This is a genomic window from Salinibacterium sp. M195, from assembly GCF_019443965.1.
Lineage (GTDB): Bacteria > Actinomycetota > Actinomycetes > Actinomycetales > Microbacteriaceae > Rhodoglobus.
On record NZ_CP040814.1, the window covers coordinates 2,038,163 to 2,052,527 of the forward strand.

General features: G+C 58.2%; 14 protein-coding genes and 1 pseudogene. 11 read left to right on the forward strand and 4 right to left on the reverse strand.

The window, feature by feature from the left end; translation table 11 throughout:
• Window positions 1-27: 27 nt before the first annotated feature.
• Together FFT87_RS09710 and FFT87_RS09715 are read right to left on the reverse strand one after the other, a co-directional pair.
• The gene (locus FFT87_RS09710) at window positions 28-1,668 is read right to left on the reverse strand and encodes a DNA polymerase Y family protein (protein WP_219948540.1); all 1,641 of its coding nucleotides are present in this window, start codon (window positions 1,666-1,668) and stop codon (window positions 28-30) included.
• Window positions 1,665-2,399: a hypothetical protein gene (locus FFT87_RS09715; protein WP_255559173.1), complete on the reverse strand. Its 735-nt coding sequence runs from the start codon at window positions 2,397-2,399 to the stop codon at window positions 1,665-1,667. Before FFT87_RS09715 ends, FFT87_RS09710 begins: the two co-directional genes overlap by 4 nt.
• Window positions 2,400-2,624: 225 nt before the next feature.
• Between FFT87_RS09715 and FFT87_RS09720 the strand changes: the two genes are divergently transcribed.
• From FFT87_RS09720 to FFT87_RS09730, 3 genes are all read left to right on the forward strand, one after another.
• The gene (locus FFT87_RS09720; protein WP_219948542.1) at window positions 2,625-3,638 is read left to right on the forward strand and encodes an ATP-binding cassette domain-containing protein; all 1,014 of its coding nucleotides are present in this window, start codon (window positions 2,625-2,627) and stop codon (window positions 3,636-3,638) included.
• Window positions 3,635-4,486, forward strand: coding sequence for an ABC transporter permease (locus FFT87_RS09725; protein WP_370628548.1), 852 nt, complete (start codon window positions 3,635-3,637; stop codon window positions 4,484-4,486). Before FFT87_RS09720 ends, FFT87_RS09725 begins: the two co-directional genes overlap by 4 nt.
• A gap of 157 nt (window positions 4,487-4,643) precedes the next feature.
• Window positions 4,644-5,348, forward strand: a complete 705-nt coding sequence (locus FFT87_RS09730) for a GDSL-type esterase/lipase family protein (protein ID WP_219948543.1) — start codon at window positions 4,644-4,646, stop codon at window positions 5,346-5,348.
• 56 nt (window positions 5,349-5,404) lie between these two features.
• On the opposite strand, the gene FFT87_RS09735 is transcribed toward FFT87_RS09730, so the two are convergent.
• Window positions 5,405-6,118, reverse strand: coding sequence for a LysR family transcriptional regulator substrate-binding protein (locus FFT87_RS09735; protein WP_219948544.1), 714 nt, complete (start codon window positions 6,116-6,118; stop codon window positions 5,405-5,407).
• Window positions 6,119-6,155: 37 nt separating this feature from the next.
• On the opposite strand from FFT87_RS09735, the gene FFT87_RS09740 reads away from it, so the two are divergent.
• The 5 genes from FFT87_RS09740 to FFT87_RS09760 all read left to right on the forward strand — a co-directional run bounded on the left by FFT87_RS09740 (window position 6,156) and on the right by FFT87_RS09760 (window position 11,305).
• Window positions 6,156-6,518 carry a DUF5997 family protein gene (locus FFT87_RS09740; RefSeq protein WP_219950778.1) on the forward strand — a complete coding sequence of 121 codons (363 nt, stop codon included), beginning with the start codon at window positions 6,156-6,158 and terminating at the stop codon, window positions 6,516-6,518.
• 126 nt (window positions 6,519-6,644) lie between these two features.
• Window positions 6,645-7,805, forward strand: a complete 1,161-nt coding sequence (locus FFT87_RS09745; protein WP_255560143.1) for a GAF domain-containing protein — start codon at window positions 6,645-6,647, stop codon at window positions 7,803-7,805.
• Between the two features lie 51 nt (window positions 7,806-7,856).
• Window positions 7,857-8,606 (forward strand): DarT ssDNA thymidine ADP-ribosyltransferase family protein, encoded by a 750-nt coding sequence (locus tag FFT87_RS09750; RefSeq protein WP_255559177.1) that lies wholly within the window; start codon window positions 7,857-7,859, stop codon window positions 8,604-8,606.
• 21 nt (window positions 8,607-8,627) lie between these two features.
• Window positions 8,628-9,947, forward strand: a complete 1,320-nt coding sequence (locus FFT87_RS09755) for a GNAT family N-acetyltransferase (protein ID WP_219948545.1) — start codon at window positions 8,628-8,630, stop codon at window positions 9,945-9,947.
• A gap of 59 nt (window positions 9,948-10,006) precedes the next feature.
• Window positions 10,007-11,305, forward strand: a complete 1,299-nt coding sequence (locus tag FFT87_RS09760) for a M18 family aminopeptidase (protein ID WP_219948546.1) — start codon at window positions 10,007-10,009, stop codon at window positions 11,303-11,305.
• A gap of 72 nt (window positions 11,306-11,377) precedes the next feature.
• Here FFT87_RS09760 and FFT87_RS09765 read toward each other — a convergent pair.
• Window positions 11,378-11,872: pseudogene (locus tag FFT87_RS09765) on the reverse strand (RNase H family protein); the annotation flags it as partial.
• 126 nt (window positions 11,873-11,998) lie between these two features.
• Here FFT87_RS09765 and FFT87_RS09770 point away from each other — a divergent pair.
• From FFT87_RS09770 to FFT87_RS09780, 3 genes are all read left to right on the forward strand, one after another.
• Window positions 11,999-12,775 carry an ABC transporter ATP-binding protein gene (locus FFT87_RS09770; RefSeq protein WP_219948547.1) on the forward strand — a complete coding sequence of 259 codons (777 nt, stop codon included), beginning with the start codon at window positions 11,999-12,001 and terminating at the stop codon, window positions 12,773-12,775.
• Entirely contained in the window at window positions 12,757-13,809 is a 1,053-nt protein-coding gene (locus FFT87_RS09775; RefSeq protein WP_219948548.1) for a hypothetical protein, read from the forward strand. The genes FFT87_RS09770 and FFT87_RS09775 overlap by 19 nt, the downstream gene beginning before the upstream one ends.
• Window positions 13,810-13,921: 112 nt before the next feature.
• Entirely contained in the window at window positions 13,922-14,329 is a 408-nt protein-coding gene (locus FFT87_RS09780; RefSeq protein WP_219948549.1) for a hypothetical protein, read from the forward strand.
• The last annotated feature ends 36 nt before the right edge of the window (window positions 14,330-14,365 follow it).

Sequence of the window (14,365 nt, forward strand, 5' to 3'; positions counted from 1 at the left end):
GAGCCGCCCCCAACAATCTCATTCCCATTAGTCGTACCTCGCTTCGGCCCACCAGCCGCCATCATCAAGCACCAGCAACCATGCGCACCCGGTATCGTCGACCGCCTGAAAACGCCACGATGGGCCCGTTGTTCCGGCCTCCCACCACCGCTCAGCCAGAGGCCACGGGCCAGCCCACGCCGTGAGCGCGCGGGAACGGGAATCACTAGTAGCGAAACTCGTGGGTGCTGCCGCCACCTGACCACGCTCATCCACCGAAACAGTGCTGCCATCGTGAGCAAAAACGTGAACGGCATGGCGCGACGAAAAAACTGTTCCCGGCAGAGGAGCGGGCAATGCTCCCGGCCAGGGACGTTGCGCAGAACGCTCGCTCAGGCTGCGGTCACCCCACGCCGTGAGCTGCTGACGGGACTGAAGCGTGCGCCCACCCTGCAACGTTGGCATGAGCACTGCGCCATGCCCGAGCATGCTTTGCACTCGAGAGAGGCCGTGGTGGATGCGCGGCTCAAGCCCAGACCCCCACAGCCCCGTTTCGTGATTGCCGATCGCCTCTACCGTTTCGGGAACAATGCGAACCCGACTGATCCCGGAACTCAGTCCTGCCTCAATAAGGTTCGAGCCTTGCACTTGCCAACGAACCCGATCAACAACATCGGTCGAAGAAAACGACCGCGGATGCAACCACACCCGTTCTGCAATCTCGCCAGACTCAGAATCAAGTTCGACACGAATCGCTGTGGCGACCAATTGGGCCCGCACTAGTGCGTCAATAAAGTCATCGGCTCGACTACGAACGCCGAAGGCAACCTGATCGACTCTGTCGAGCGCTGGCTCGAAATCGATAACCACATCGAGATCGAGTGGGGGCGTACGCGCGATAAAAGTTTGAGGGTCACGGCCGCTAGCCAACGAATGCAATCGTGCGCCAAGCTCGCCGAAACGAGTGCGCACATCGGTATGCCCCAGCTGCGCAAAATCACCCAGAGTGGAAATACCGAGTTTTATGAGCAACGTGGCGATCTGAGGCTCGTCAAGAACGGAGATGGGGAGCACCTCCAGAAACTGGGCAGCTCTACCGACCGGAACAATCCGCGCCTGCCCAGAACGAGACCGTGGGTCGGCACCAACGGTGCTGCGCGCAGCCTGTACCGCAGTGAAGAGAGCATCAGCAATGCCCACTCGTGCGTCTGATGTCGAAATCTCGTTTACCCGATCGATGACGGTGAGTGCAGCAGCCTTTTCGCCACCGTAATACTGGGCAGCACCGCGCACCCGCACAGCACACATTCCCGGTCGGAGAAGCTGCACGCCGGGGATGAGTTCTTCAATACCAGCAATAACGGGCTCGAATGCTCGACTATCAAGAGCAGGATCGTAAGCGCGGTCGATAAGCCCAGGGAACCTTGATTGCGCCTCTCGCAGCCTCAACCCTCGACTTATGCCTTCCGCACGAGCCGAAGCAGACGCCGCAAAAACGAGACCTTTCTCGATAAGCACGAGCGGAACATCTGACGGCAGCTTCTCGTGTTGTCTAGCGGCAACCACCGGCCAATCAGGACACCACAGCACCAGGACGCGGGGAAGAGGATTAGAGGGAGGTGCGTGCGCTGCCGGAGGGGCCTCGGGTGGCGATGCCGAGGAGAATGCGGAGGAGAATGCGGAGGTCATGCCGACACTCGATGCGGCAACGAAACTAACTCTGGCAGAACTGTCAGCTCTGGTAGAACCGTCAATGCAGGCTTAGGAGTCTCATGATCACGGTAAACACGAACATTTTCGGAAGAGTCAGGCAACCACAATCGTGCGCTGCGAGGTCGCGCGGCGCTTTTGCTCGTGACGGTTACCGTCACCTCACGTGCTGCTAAATGACCGTGACCAGCTCCGATTCCGTGCCACCGACTCTCGCCCAGCGATAGCATCGCCTCGCTTTGTGGCCACGATCCCATCATGAGCAACGTAGATTTGCGCTGCCTTAGTCGTGACGCGAGCCGAGAAACAGCTGAATCGGAGGCGCGAGTGGGCGCCCGAGCAACCACAACGTCGACTACATCTGCGATAGCTGCGGTAACGGCCAGCCACTGATCACCAGGATGGGGAACCAGTACTAACCGTTCAAGATCAACCCCGAAACGTGCGGCAGCTTCGATGCCAAATTCGGGCACCCCAATAATGGCGCACCATGAGCCTGCTGCCGATGGTGCCGCGAGCAATGTCATCAGCAGCATCATCGACTTGTCTATCGAATAGACGGTGCCCTGCTGCAACCCGCCACCGGGCAATAGCTGTCCTATTGCAGGGTGGGTCGGAATGAGTTTTGTGTTCAGCGTACGCGACTGCATTTGGCTGATGCGTGACTGCAATTCTGCTACCCGGTCTGGCGTTGCGCGAACAGGAGTCATGCTGGGGGAAGGTTCACTGTCACAAGCCGCGCTGCGAGATGTTGTATTCCCAGATGCTGTACTGCCAGAGGGCTCGCTCGAAAGTGCTTCAGCGGTTGCTGAAATAGCGTGAGCGGAGACAGGAGGCACCTGTTTATGTTCGAACATATGTTCGAGTGTGTCAATTGCGTACGACATCCATCGGCGTGTCTTTACGATGTCGTACCCATGACTTAACGTTGCTGCGTGAGTTATATCGAAGCAGTAGACCTCAAGAAAACGTATACGCCCAAAGGCGCCGCCCCGGTGCATGCTCTCGACGGCCTCAATCTTGAGGTACCTCAGGGCACAGTGACGGCACTTCTCGGCCCCAATGGTGCTGGCAAGACCACCACCGTGAAGGTGCTCACCACTCTCATCCGGCCCGATTCAGGGTCGGCAACCATCAACGGTATTGATGTCATCGCGTCCCCTGAACGCATCCGGCCCATGATCGGCGTGTCCGGTCAGTACGCTGCCGTCGATGAAAACCTTACGGGTTTCGAAAACCTCGACATGGTCGGCCGCCTGTACCACCTCGGTGCGAAGCAGTCTCGAGAGCGAGCACGCGAGCTCATCAACCTTTTTGACCTCGCCGAAGCTCAAAACCGCCCGGTCAAGGGGTTCTCTGGTGGCATGAGGCGACGCATCGACCTCGCCGGCGCCCTCGTTATGCGACCCCCGGTGCTCTTTTTGGATGAGCCGACCACGGGGCTCGATCCGCGCAGTCGCTTGGGCATGTGGGACGTCATCACCACACTCGTGGGGGAGGGCACCACTGTGCTCCTCACTACCCAATACCTCGAAGAAGCCGACCAACTCGCTGACAGCATTTCGGTCATCGATGACGGCAAGGTCATCGCTCAGGGAACCTCTGACGAACTCAAGGCATCCATCGGTGGACAGCGAGTCGAAGTGAGCTTGGTGTCGCTGGATGATGCGACCGCCGCCCACGAGATTCTCACCCGCTTCGGCAGCACCGCACCTACCGTGAGCCTCGACGGCCGCGGTCTGACCGTCAACGCGGAAGACGCTCCTGCCGCGCTGCAACTGATTCTGACCGACTTCGCTAGCCGGGGCATCCAGCTCTATGACGCGGGGATGCGCCGCCCCACCCTTGATGATGTGTTCTTGAAGCTCACTGGCCACACGGCAAGCACGGCGGATGCCGAGACCACCGCTACGGAATCAGCAGCGCCAGCACAGAAGGTACAGAAATGACCACCACCACGCCAACATCAACAACAACGCCCAATCCCGCCGCTTCTTCACCGGTCATGAATTGGTTGAATGACGGCTGGATCACCACTCGTCGTAACCTCATCAAGATCAAGCGCGTGCCCGATATCCTGGTGTTCACGACCCTGCAGCCCATTATGTTTGTGCTGCTTTTTACCTATGTCTATGCCGGAGTCATCGACATTCCCGGCAGCACCTACACCGAGTTCATCATGGCCGGAATCTTTGCGCAGACCGTGGTGTTTGGTTCGACTTATTCGGGGTCGGCAATGGCGCAGGATCTCAAAGACGGCATTATTGATCGCTTTCGAACGCTGCCCATGAGCCCTTCCGCGGTCCTAGTCGGTCGCACCAATGGCGACCTTCTCATCAACTCGATCTCGATGATCGTGATGATGGCGACAGGTCTCATTGTCGGATGGCGCATCAACTCAAGTCCGCTCGAGGCGATCGCCGCAATAGCTTTGTTGCTGCTGTTTGCCTACGCGCTCTCCTGGGTTATGGCCTTTATCGGGATGAGTGTGCGCAGTCCAGAAGTGATCAACAACGTGTCATTTTTGGTGCTCTTTCCTCTCACGTTCATTTCAAACGCGTTCGTTCCCGCCGAGACACTGCCGGGGCCACTGCGCGTATTTGCTGAGCTCAACCCTGTCTCAGCACTCGTGCAGGCCGCCCGTGAGCTCTTCGGCAACACCCCGCCAGGCTCAGCGCAATCTGAGGTGTGGTCGCAGCAGCATCCTGTGCTCACCGTGCTGATCGGGATCGTCGTTATGCTGGCAATTTTTGTGCCATTGGCCATACGTAAGTTCGCGAGTATCAGCACACGTTAGTCCGTGAGAGCGCGATCATTATTGTGTCTCCACCCTAGAATCACAACTCCAACGGTGTTAGAGTGCGCTTGCTTAGCCTCGCCCCCTCCCGCCGGGGTAACCCGTCGCAATAACCTCAGCGACGCACTCCGACATTGCCCGAAACGGAGTTCGAGAAATGTTCGCCACCCTAGGACATCTCGCCATGAAGTCATTCATGACTGTCTGGACCTATAGCTCTCCCCACTCGTGGCGAGGGTTGCCTCAGCCAGAGCCTGGTCCTCCAGTGACCGTCGCTGGTCCCCACCTCGATCGTGTGTTGTTGTGTGGTTCCGGCATTGTTGTCGGGTACGGGGTTTCTTCACACGAATTAGCACTCGGCGGCTCGCTCGCGCGGTCGCTCACCGCGCTCACCAACCACGGAACAGAAGTCACCACCGTGACGGGGCCACGACTGCGACCACAAGCGGCGCAGTCTCGGTTGAGCACTGCAGCATTGGAGGGAATCGATGCAGTAGTTCTTTCCTTCGGCACTTTTGATCTACTCACGTTTCTCCCTGCCGAGGTTTGGGGCCGGAGGATGGGCGAGCTTGTCGATTCTGTACAGCGGAACTTGCCACCGGAAGCGCACATATTCGTGCTCGAATGCACTGCACCAAAAATGTCCAGTTTTGCCAGCGTCTATCAAAGGCGACTCGTATCCCTGACGTCGGAATACAACCACAAACTTCGGTCGCTGGTGCGACAGCGCGACCGCGTACATCAGATCGACTTCGCCCCCGAGCCGGAAGATCCCGAGGCAATAGAAGGCCGTCAGAGCTATCGCGAATGGGCAGATCTCATCGCACCAGGTGTCGCCAAGGAACTCCGCCGATCCGCTTAAGCGATTAGCTCATTCCGGATAGGCATGCTTGCCGTGAGCCGAGGCACTTCGGTGAGTTAGCGCTTCTTAGGTTGACGTTTGCCCGGGCGAGTCGGGCGACGCGAGTTTGCTCGCGGATACTTGATACGCGTTTTCGACTGATTCTGTTGTTGCTGTTTTTTGGGGGCCACCTTGGACGCGCCAGCCTCTGCGACGAGTTCGTCAGATTCTGAACCGCTTGCCATGCCACGTGAGCTCCGCGCGGTACGCCCACGAACGATGCCAATAAATTCTTCGACATGAGGGTCGACCGATCCATCTCGCCAGGCGATAGCAACCTGCCACTGCGGACCATCGTCGAGCATCTTCGCGACCACATCGCGACGCATCAGCGCTCTGGCCACGGATTGAGGCATTACCGCCACCCCGACGTTCGCCGCAACAAGCTCTGTTGCTTCTCGCCATTCATCGGTAACCACGTTTTCATCGTTCAGTTCCATCAAACGAACGACGTCGGATTTAGCGAGCGGATGATCTTTGGGAACAACGACCACGGCACGTTCCGTATAGAGCGGAATTGCCGCTAGTGGTCGATCACCATCGAAATCAAGATCGATCGGCAAACGCACGAGCGCGACATCAGCAGCGCCACTACGCAACATTGCGAGGGCGTCCGCTTGTTCGCTCGAAACGAGATCCAGAGGCACATCTGCGAGCCGTTCATTCCACACTCGTGCCCACTTTCCCGGAGTTGCACCGAGAACAAAGGCAGCAGTGAATGACGAAGGCATGTGTTCAGGTTAGTCTTGGGGCGTGCCAGTTCAGACCATGAAGCCCGCGACAGTTGCCAAGAAGCTCGGTATTTACCTGCCAGCCGCTCCCGAAGAGTTCCGCGAATCCGAAATTAGCCGCGAAGAATTTACCGCGCTCCTTGAGTCGCCTCCGGAGTGGTTGACACAGCTTCGCAACGAAGGTCCGCATCCTCGGCTGGTTGTCGCGCAGAAACTCGGCGTTTCGACGTCAGGTCTGGCACGCGCCGGCGCTCCTGACGTGATGACCACATCAGAGATTAAGGCGTTGCTGGTCGAAATGCCCAAGTGGCTAGTTGAAGAACGATCGGTGCATGCTGCGGTCAATGAAGAGAACGCTCGGATCAAAACAGAACGATCAGCCAAAGCGGCTCGCAAATAGCGCGTATTTTTCCGCAACCTTTCTAGTATTGATAAGTTTTCACGTCTATACTCCCTAGGTTGAAGAGTTTCCGTGTCTGGATACTCGGGTGGGAAACGATTGTTACGTAGCTATGCTGCGCTATTGGTGTGGCCAATTATCAAGCTGTGGCTTGCCGTAGTTCCGCAAGCGTGGAGCGGCTTGAGCGTGCCCAGCGATGATCCGCGGTCAGAAGCCGTCGGGCCAGATCCAGACCGCGTACTTCTCCTCGGTCCAGGTAAGTCGGCGGGTTACGGCGTGGATACCCACGAACTTGGTTTGGGCGGCCACCTTGCCCGCGAACTCGCCACCCTGACCAAACGCGGCTGCAGCGTCGACATCATTTCTGACCCGGCGATGTCGACCGGCGACTCTCGTGTCGCGATTAGCTGGGCGCGTTTAGAGAAGTTCGACGCGCTCGTTCTGACTCTCGGTGGAGCTGACAGTCTGCGCGCACGATCGAGCATTTCATGGCGGCGAGATGTGACAGCGCTCCTCAATACCGTTGAGGAGCGGGGGAGCGGCACGTTGCACACCTTCATCTTAGGAATTGCTCCAATAGATGCGATACTTTCGCTTCCGCCTGCCCTGATGCGAATCGTCAACCTCAACATCGAGAATCTCAACGCGATTACTGAAGAAGTGTGTAGATCGCGTGTGTCCGTCACTTTCGTCCCGATAAGGCCGACTCAAGAGATGTCACCTATTCGGCTCGAGAGCCGCACTTATCGATACTGGGCAGGTGAGCTAGCTCCTGTTATCGCTGCCCGTCTCGCCCACATTGCTGTTCGGCCGTCATTTGGCGCTGCGGCCAACCCTCGCGCTGCACCATTCGACGGCGCAGCACTCACATCGAACCCAGTCTCGAATACGTTGACCTCAATCATGCACTCCGCTCGTGAGTTGTTTGGGACCAGCGGTGCAGCGGTCACTTTTCACAACCAAGAGGCGCACTGGTTCACTTCCACTTCGGGCGTTGGCGACATGCGACGAGATGAAGCAGGCGCCTTCTGTAGCGCAGCCTTCACTACGCGCGGTCTTGTGGTTCTTGAAGACACCTTGCACGACCCACGTTTTTCAGAACATCCTTGGGTTGTTAGAGGACCCCGGATTCGGTTCTATGCTGGATATCCGATTTCCGCCCCCAACGGCGACATCGTCGGCGCCGTCTGTGTCTTTGATACAGGGCCGCGCACCTTTGATTCCAGCCACGAATCACTCCTCCGAGAACTAGCTCTCCGTGCAGAAGCGGCGATACACGATCAATAATTGCCGTACCTTGGGTATGGAGGTCATTTCTGAACTCCGAGAGAGGACCCAATGAGCGGCACAGAGTGCATCCACGGCTTCCAGAATCAACTATGCGATTCCTGCTTCCCCAAGGCTGCCCCTGCCAAGCCAGTAACGCGGGCCACAACATCGTCGCGTGCAAAGCGCGTTCCTGGCGCGCCACGCGCGTCGTCAAATAAATTGCCGGCTCTTGCCGATCAGCGGGTCTACCACATCACCCACATCAGCAATCTAGAGAACATTCTTCGCACCGGTCAACTGGTTGCTGCGTCGCAGATCGAAACTCCGATCTTAGACGTTAGCTCGACGCTTACTCGAGAGCTTCGGGGAACCGCGATCTTCAGCACGGGGGAGCCCGTTGATCGTTATGTGCCGTTCAGCCTCGTTCCCGAGTCGAACGTCTGGCGCGAGCTTCGCGATGGTGCCAGCGAACCTCGGTGGTCCGATGCAGCTCGCAGCGCTTCCTCGACAGATTTCGTATTTTTGGTGACGACCATTCGAGCGTTGGGAAACGACGCCGTTCTCGCCGATGGTGATGCCGCTGCAGCGCTCACCCGGTTTGCCACAGACGAAGACGCGATGAAGCGGATGCTGGGCAATCTTCGTGCAGATGAACTCACCGATGACGCCGAAGTATTGATCCATGGATCGTTTGCGTTCGATGAAGTGCAACTCGTCGGCGTTGCAAGCGACCGAGCACGTGATCGTGTTAAGCAGTTGCTTGATGCCGCATCGTTTTCGACCAAGGTCGCTGTCTATCCGCCCTGGTTTATCCAATAAATTTCACGGTACCGTTGGCATATGACCAACAACTTTTCGCTCCATCCCGTTGATGAAACATCGGCAAATGTGCTGAATGATCGTGGCTTGCGTTACGGGCTAGTTGATACGTCAGATCGTGAATCGTTTGCTGAGTGGATTCAGGCGGATTCTCGCGGTTTTCACGGCGCCATCATGTCACAGGAGCAGGTCGATTCGACCATTGCGGGGGTCGCCTACCGGCGTACCGTCGGGGTGTGGGACGAGACCTTGGTCGAACCACAGATTCCCGTCGCCACGACGAGTTCCTGGACTGAACAGCTGACGGTGCCGGGTGGTCGCAGCATCGACGCCTGGGCTATCAGTTCTGTCACTGTTTCCCCCACGCATCGGCGTCGCGGCATCGCGCGGGCACTTCTTGAGGGCGAGCTGAAGTCAGCCGCCGCTATGGGATTGCCCCTCGCCATGCTCACGGTCTCTGAGTCGACGATCTACGGACGATTCGGATTCGGACCAGCTGTGTTTGCTTCAGCGTTGACGATCGATGCCAAGCGTGCCACTTTCACCTCGAACCAGCGGCCCGGCAGATTGCAGCCCGTGTCCCCTTCTGACTTTCGCGATAAGGCTCCGGAACTCTTCGAACGCATCCGCACATCGACACCGGGACAGATTGAGATCTGGCCGCTGCGCTGGGAGCAAATAGCCGGAGTCGCTCCGGGCGATGAAGAGCACAATAAGAACACTCGGATCGTCAGATTTGACGATGAGGCTGGCGCGCCACGAGGGTTCGTCGTCTATCGCGTTACCGGTGGCAGCGCCGATTTCACCAAGCACAAGTTGACCGTGGACTACTTGCTCGCCGAAAGTTCCGACGCTTACGAGGCGCTGTGGCGTTTCGTTCTCGAGGTCGACCTTGTGCACGAGGTGAATTCAGATTTACGCTCGATCGACGAACCATTGCTCTGGCATTTGACTGACCGGCGCGCCGTTACCGCTACTCCCACAGACCACTTATGGCTACGAATTCTCGACGTGCCTGCGGCGCTACAGGCTCGCCGTTACGAGGCACCGGCACGCATTTGTTTTGACATCTCAGATTCCTTGGGATTTGCGCACGGGACGTTTCTCTTAGAGGTCGATGAAGCTGGGGCTGCACACGCAACCCCGGTTGATGAAGTTCCCTCAGGCGCCGCAGCCGTCGCACTCACGATCAACGAACTTAGTTCTTTGTATCTTGGGGGAGTCGCCGTCGACTCTCTCGTCGCTTCCGGCCGCGTCCGTGAGCTCACTCCTGGGGCAGCATTGGTGCTTGAGCGCACATTTCATTCACCAGTTGCGCCGTGGTTAAGCGTGTGGTTCTAGGGCCATTGTTTCCGTTGCGGGCGAGACTGACGCTCAACTAACAGTGCGAGAATTGATCCATGACAGCTGCCCTCGACCACATCCATGACCTCGCCAGTTTCGTTACGGCATCCCCGTCATCGTTTCATGCTGTAGCCGAAGCGGCCCGCCGCCTGCGCGAGGCCGGTTTCAGCGAGCTGCAGGAATCCGAGGACTGGAACGGCGCTCGAACCCGCAAAGCAGCAAAGTACTTCGTCATTCGTGATGGAGCGATCGCCGCCTGGATTCAGCCGACTAAGGCAACCGCGACAACACCGTTCCGCATTCTCGGGGCCCACACGGATTCTCCGAGCTTCAAGCTAAAACCGCAACCAACCACGGGTAACGAAGGAATGCTTCAGGCTGGTGTCGAAGTATATGGCGGCCCACTACTGAATTCGTGGCTCGATCGCGAACTAGAACTAGCTGGGCGAATCATCTTCAGCGACGGAACCACCGAACTAGTGCGCACGGGTCCACTCCTTCGTTTCCCTCAGCTCGCGGTGCATCTTGACCGCAAGGTCAACGATGGGCTTACGCTCAAACGACAGGCGCATATGAACCCGGTTCTCGGGTTAGGGGAAACGGCAGATGCCGACCTTCTCGAACATCTCGCGGCTCTCTTGTCGTCCGAGTCTTCGAAGCGTAAGGCTGCAGACATTGACGGCTATGACATCGTCCTTGCGGACACCGCCACGCCCGCAGTCTTTGGGCTCGAAGACAAATTATTTGCTTCCGGTCGGCTCGACAACCTCTCGTCGGTTCACGCCGGCTTGGTTGCACTAATCGGGCTCACCACCAGACTCGATCACGTTCCCGTTTTTGTTGCCTTCGACCACGAAGAAGTCGGCTCAGCGACACGCTCAGGCGCCGCAGGCCCATTCCTCGCGGATCTTCTTGTCCGGATCGGTCAAGGGCTTGGGGGCACAGATACCGACCGAATGCGCGCTGTAGCTGGATCCTGGTGCCTGTCATCTGACGCCGGCCATGCTGCTCATCCGAACTACCCTGAACGCCACGACCCGGCGAATCGACCGCGCCTCGGCGGCGGCCCGCTGCTCAAGATCAACGCGAACCAACGCTACGCAACAGACGGTGTTGGTGCCGCCGAATGGGCACGCGCTTGCCGCCAAGCGGGGGTCGAATATCAAGAATTTGTTTCTCATAACGACATGCCGTGCGGTTCAACGATCGGCCCGATCACGGCGACCCGACTCGGTATCCGCACGATTGATGTTGGCCTGCCACTGTTGTCGATGCACTCAGCACGCGAGATGTGTGGAGTCGCAGATCCGCTCGCGCTCACCAGCGCGATTGCTGCTTTCTATTCACCGGCTTAGGGACCAAGCGAAAAAGAATCAGAACAGCGGCGCAATTCCTGGGGTTGCTGCGCCTGGCGCCTCGCCTAGCGCTGCGTTTGTGTCCGCTGCGTTAGTCCTTGGAGCACCAGGGTAGCCCGGTCCTTGAGGGCAAGCGACTCCGCGTTGAAAGGCTTCTGCAGCGCCGCGCGCCCGAACATCGGCTGCTTCGTTGAGGGGGTGGCCAACGTGCCCGCGTACCCACTCAAATCGATAGCGTCGCCCGATAATTGCTTCGTCGATCTGTTTGAGCAAATCGATGTTCATAACAGGCTTACCATCGCCTTTGCGCCACCCCTTTTTCTTCCAGCCCGGCATCCATTTAGTCACAGAGTTGATCACGTATTGGCTGTCACAGAGAATCAGCAGATCTTCATCGATATGGGCCGTCGAGCGAAACAGCTGCAATACCGCCATGAGCTCGCCTTGATTGTTGGTCGCGTGCTTCCAACCACCGGCGCCCCACGTGTTGTCGTCGACGTACCATGCCCATCCTGCGGGTCCAGGATTGCCCAGTGCAGACCCATCAGCAGCAGCAGTAATCGTCATAACAACCTTTCTTTTCTGAGTGTTGCGCGAGCTAAACACGCAGCACGTCGACTCTAGTAGCTGGGTACTGTCACAGATTCTGGTTGTTGATGCCACGCGAGCCGTTTTCGGTTTTAGGGTAGGGATGTGCCCGATCCCACATCCCTTTCTCCTCCCGCGCTAGAAGTTATTGGACTCACCAAGAGGTTTGGCGACAAACTTGCCGTGAATTCCGTAGATCTCGTGGTGCCCAGCGGTTCCTTCTTTGGTCTCGTGGGCCCGAACGGGGCCGGGAAGACCACGACACTATCGATGGCTACCGGACTCCTTCGTCCCGATTCCGGCACAGTGTCTGTGCATGGTCTTGACGTGTGGACCAACCTCGTCGAGTCGAAACGGCGTATTGGCGTGCTGAGCGACGGGGTGCGGCTGTTCGACCGACTCACCGGGCTGCAACTGGTGACCTACGCCGGGCTCTTGAGTGGCATGGAACGTTCCGTCGTTGCCGAGCGGGCTGCTGACCTTCTCGACGTGTTCGATCTTGAATCTGTTAGCGGAACGCTTGTCGTCGACTATTCCGCGGGGATGACCAAGAAGATCGCGCTCGCGTGCGCCCTCATCCACGCACCGCAAGTGCTTGTGCTCGACGAGCCTTTTGAGTCTGTCGATCCGGTTTCCGGCGCGAACATTCGGGACATCTTGCACGAGTTCGTCGAGTCTGGTGGCACTGTGATCGTTTCTAGCCATGCCATGGATCTCGTTCAACGTATGTGCGATCACGTTGCTGTGATCGCGGACGGCCGAGTACTCGCATCGGGAACCACCGACGAAGTGCGAGGCGATTCCACGCTCGAGGATCGGTTCGTTGAGCTTGTGGGCGGGCGCCGCCATGGAAAGGGCCCCGAGTGGTTGCGCATCTCGTAACGCTGCGATTTAGACTGCTGCTCAATGGACTAAGCAGAAGCCCGTGGCAAGCGGTCGCGGTCATCCTCGGCACTGTCTATGCGCTCTTTCTCTTGCTTCTGGCGATCGTCGGACTCTTCAGCTTGAGCTTTGCGACCGATCAAGTCGGGCGCACGGTAAGCGTTCTCGGTGGCGCTGTGCTCGTTCTCGGCTGGACGCTACTGCCGCTACTGAGCTCCGGCATCGACGAAACCGTCGAGCCATCAAAACTTGCCACATTTCCCATCCCGATCAATACCTTGGTGCTCGCCCTCGCCGTGAGTGGTCTCCTCGGCGTCCCCGGAATCATCACTACTCTCGTCACGTTCGCGACGGGTCTTCTCTGGTGGCAAACGCCACTGATCGCTGTCGTGGCTATCGTGTGCGGTGCAGTGGGGGCTGCGACGTGCATTGTGGGGTCTCGGATGCTCGCTGCGATGACAGTGCGGATCTCGAGCGGTCGACGTGCTCGCGAAGCCAAGACGGTATTGGTGCTCATCCCACTGATCTTGCTCGGCCCAGCGATTCTCGGCTTGTCCACTGTTTTTCGAGAAATGTCGGGCGTTTTTCCGACAATCGCTGCAATTGTCGCGTGGACTCCACTTGGCGCAATCTGGGCGGTGCCCGGCGACCTCGCGCTCGGAAATTCGGGCCAAGCAGCGCTCCACGCTCTGATCGGTATCGCAACCCTGGCGATTTCAGTGCTCTTGTGGCGCTGGGCGCTTGATCGGGCACTTGAACGACCGGGCCATTCACGAGGAGGAAACGGCACCAAACGTGGCCTCGGCTGGTTCGCGATTTTTCCGGGGACCCCGAGCGGAGCAGTCGCCGCACGGGCCCTCACCTACTGGATTCGAGATCCGCGGTACACTCAGTCGCTCATCAGCGTTCCGCTCGTCCCTGCTCTGGTCTTTTTCTACAGCGGAGCTAGTGGCGACCTCACGGGGCTGCCTTTTTGTGGGCCCGATCGTGGCTGTGCTGTTGGGAATGTCGATTTATACGGACGTCTCCTTTGACAACACTGCCTTCAGCTTGCACCTACAAACTGGAGTTAGCGGGAGAGCAGACCGGTGGGGGAGAGTCGTCGCGGTATCCGTTTTCGCTATTCCCGTAACGATCATTTTGACCGTGGCAAGCGTGTGGGTGAGCGCCAGTTGGGAGCGACTGCCTGGGTTACTCGGAATCTCAATAGGACTCTTACTAACGGGGCTCGCGTTGTCGTCACTCGTTTCCGGCCGATTCGCGTTCTCGGTGCCCGCCCCTGGGGACAATCCCTTCAAGTCACGCCCGGGAGGAGGCTTCACCCTGATGCTGTCGATGTTCGCGTCATGGACGGCGCTCGCGATTCTCGGGCTGCCCGAGATGATCTTGGCGCTCCTCGGGTTCGCTATTGACCAACCCCTCTTGGGCTGGAGCGCACTCGTCGTTGGCATCGGACTTGGCGCTGGGCTGTTGATCGTCGGGGTACGTTGGGGCGGAAAAATCTTAGATGAACGCGGCACCGAGTTGCTCGTGCAACTGCAACGACAAAAATAGTCCTCACCGCAGTGTCGACGTGTGCCGCAAAGAGGC

What these genes read in the sequence shown, in the direction of transcription:
- FFT87_RS09710 (WP_219948540.1), bottom strand. Translation starts at nt 1,668, where the DNA reads ATGACCTCCGCATTCTCCTCCGCATTCTCCTCGGCATCGCCACCCGAG.
- FFT87_RS09715 (WP_255559173.1), bottom strand. Translation starts at nt 2,399, where the DNA reads ATGACTCCTGTTCGCGCAACGCCAGACCGGGTAGCAGAATTGCAGTCA.
- FFT87_RS09725 (WP_370628548.1), top strand. Translation starts at nt 3,635, where the DNA reads ATGACCACCACCACGCCAACATCAACAACAACGCCCAATCCCGCCGCT.
- FFT87_RS09730 (WP_219948543.1), top strand. Translation starts at nt 4,644, where the DNA reads ATGTTCGCCACCCTAGGACATCTCGCCATGAAGTCATTCATGACTGTC.
- FFT87_RS09735 (WP_219948544.1), bottom strand. Translation starts at nt 6,118, where the DNA reads ATGCCTTCGTCATTCACTGCTGCCTTTGTTCTCGGTGCAACTCCGGGA.
- FFT87_RS09740 (WP_219950778.1), top strand. Translation starts at nt 6,156, where the DNA reads ATGAAGCCCGCGACAGTTGCCAAGAAGCTCGGTATTTACCTGCCAGCC.
- FFT87_RS09750 (WP_255559177.1), top strand. Translation starts at nt 7,857, where the DNA reads ATGAGCGGCACAGAGTGCATCCACGGCTTCCAGAATCAACTATGCGAT.
- FFT87_RS09755 (WP_219948545.1), top strand. Translation starts at nt 8,628, where the DNA reads ATGACCAACAACTTTTCGCTCCATCCCGTTGATGAAACATCGGCAAAT.
- FFT87_RS09760 (WP_219948546.1), top strand. Translation starts at nt 10,007, where the DNA reads ATGACAGCTGCCCTCGACCACATCCATGACCTCGCCAGTTTCGTTACG.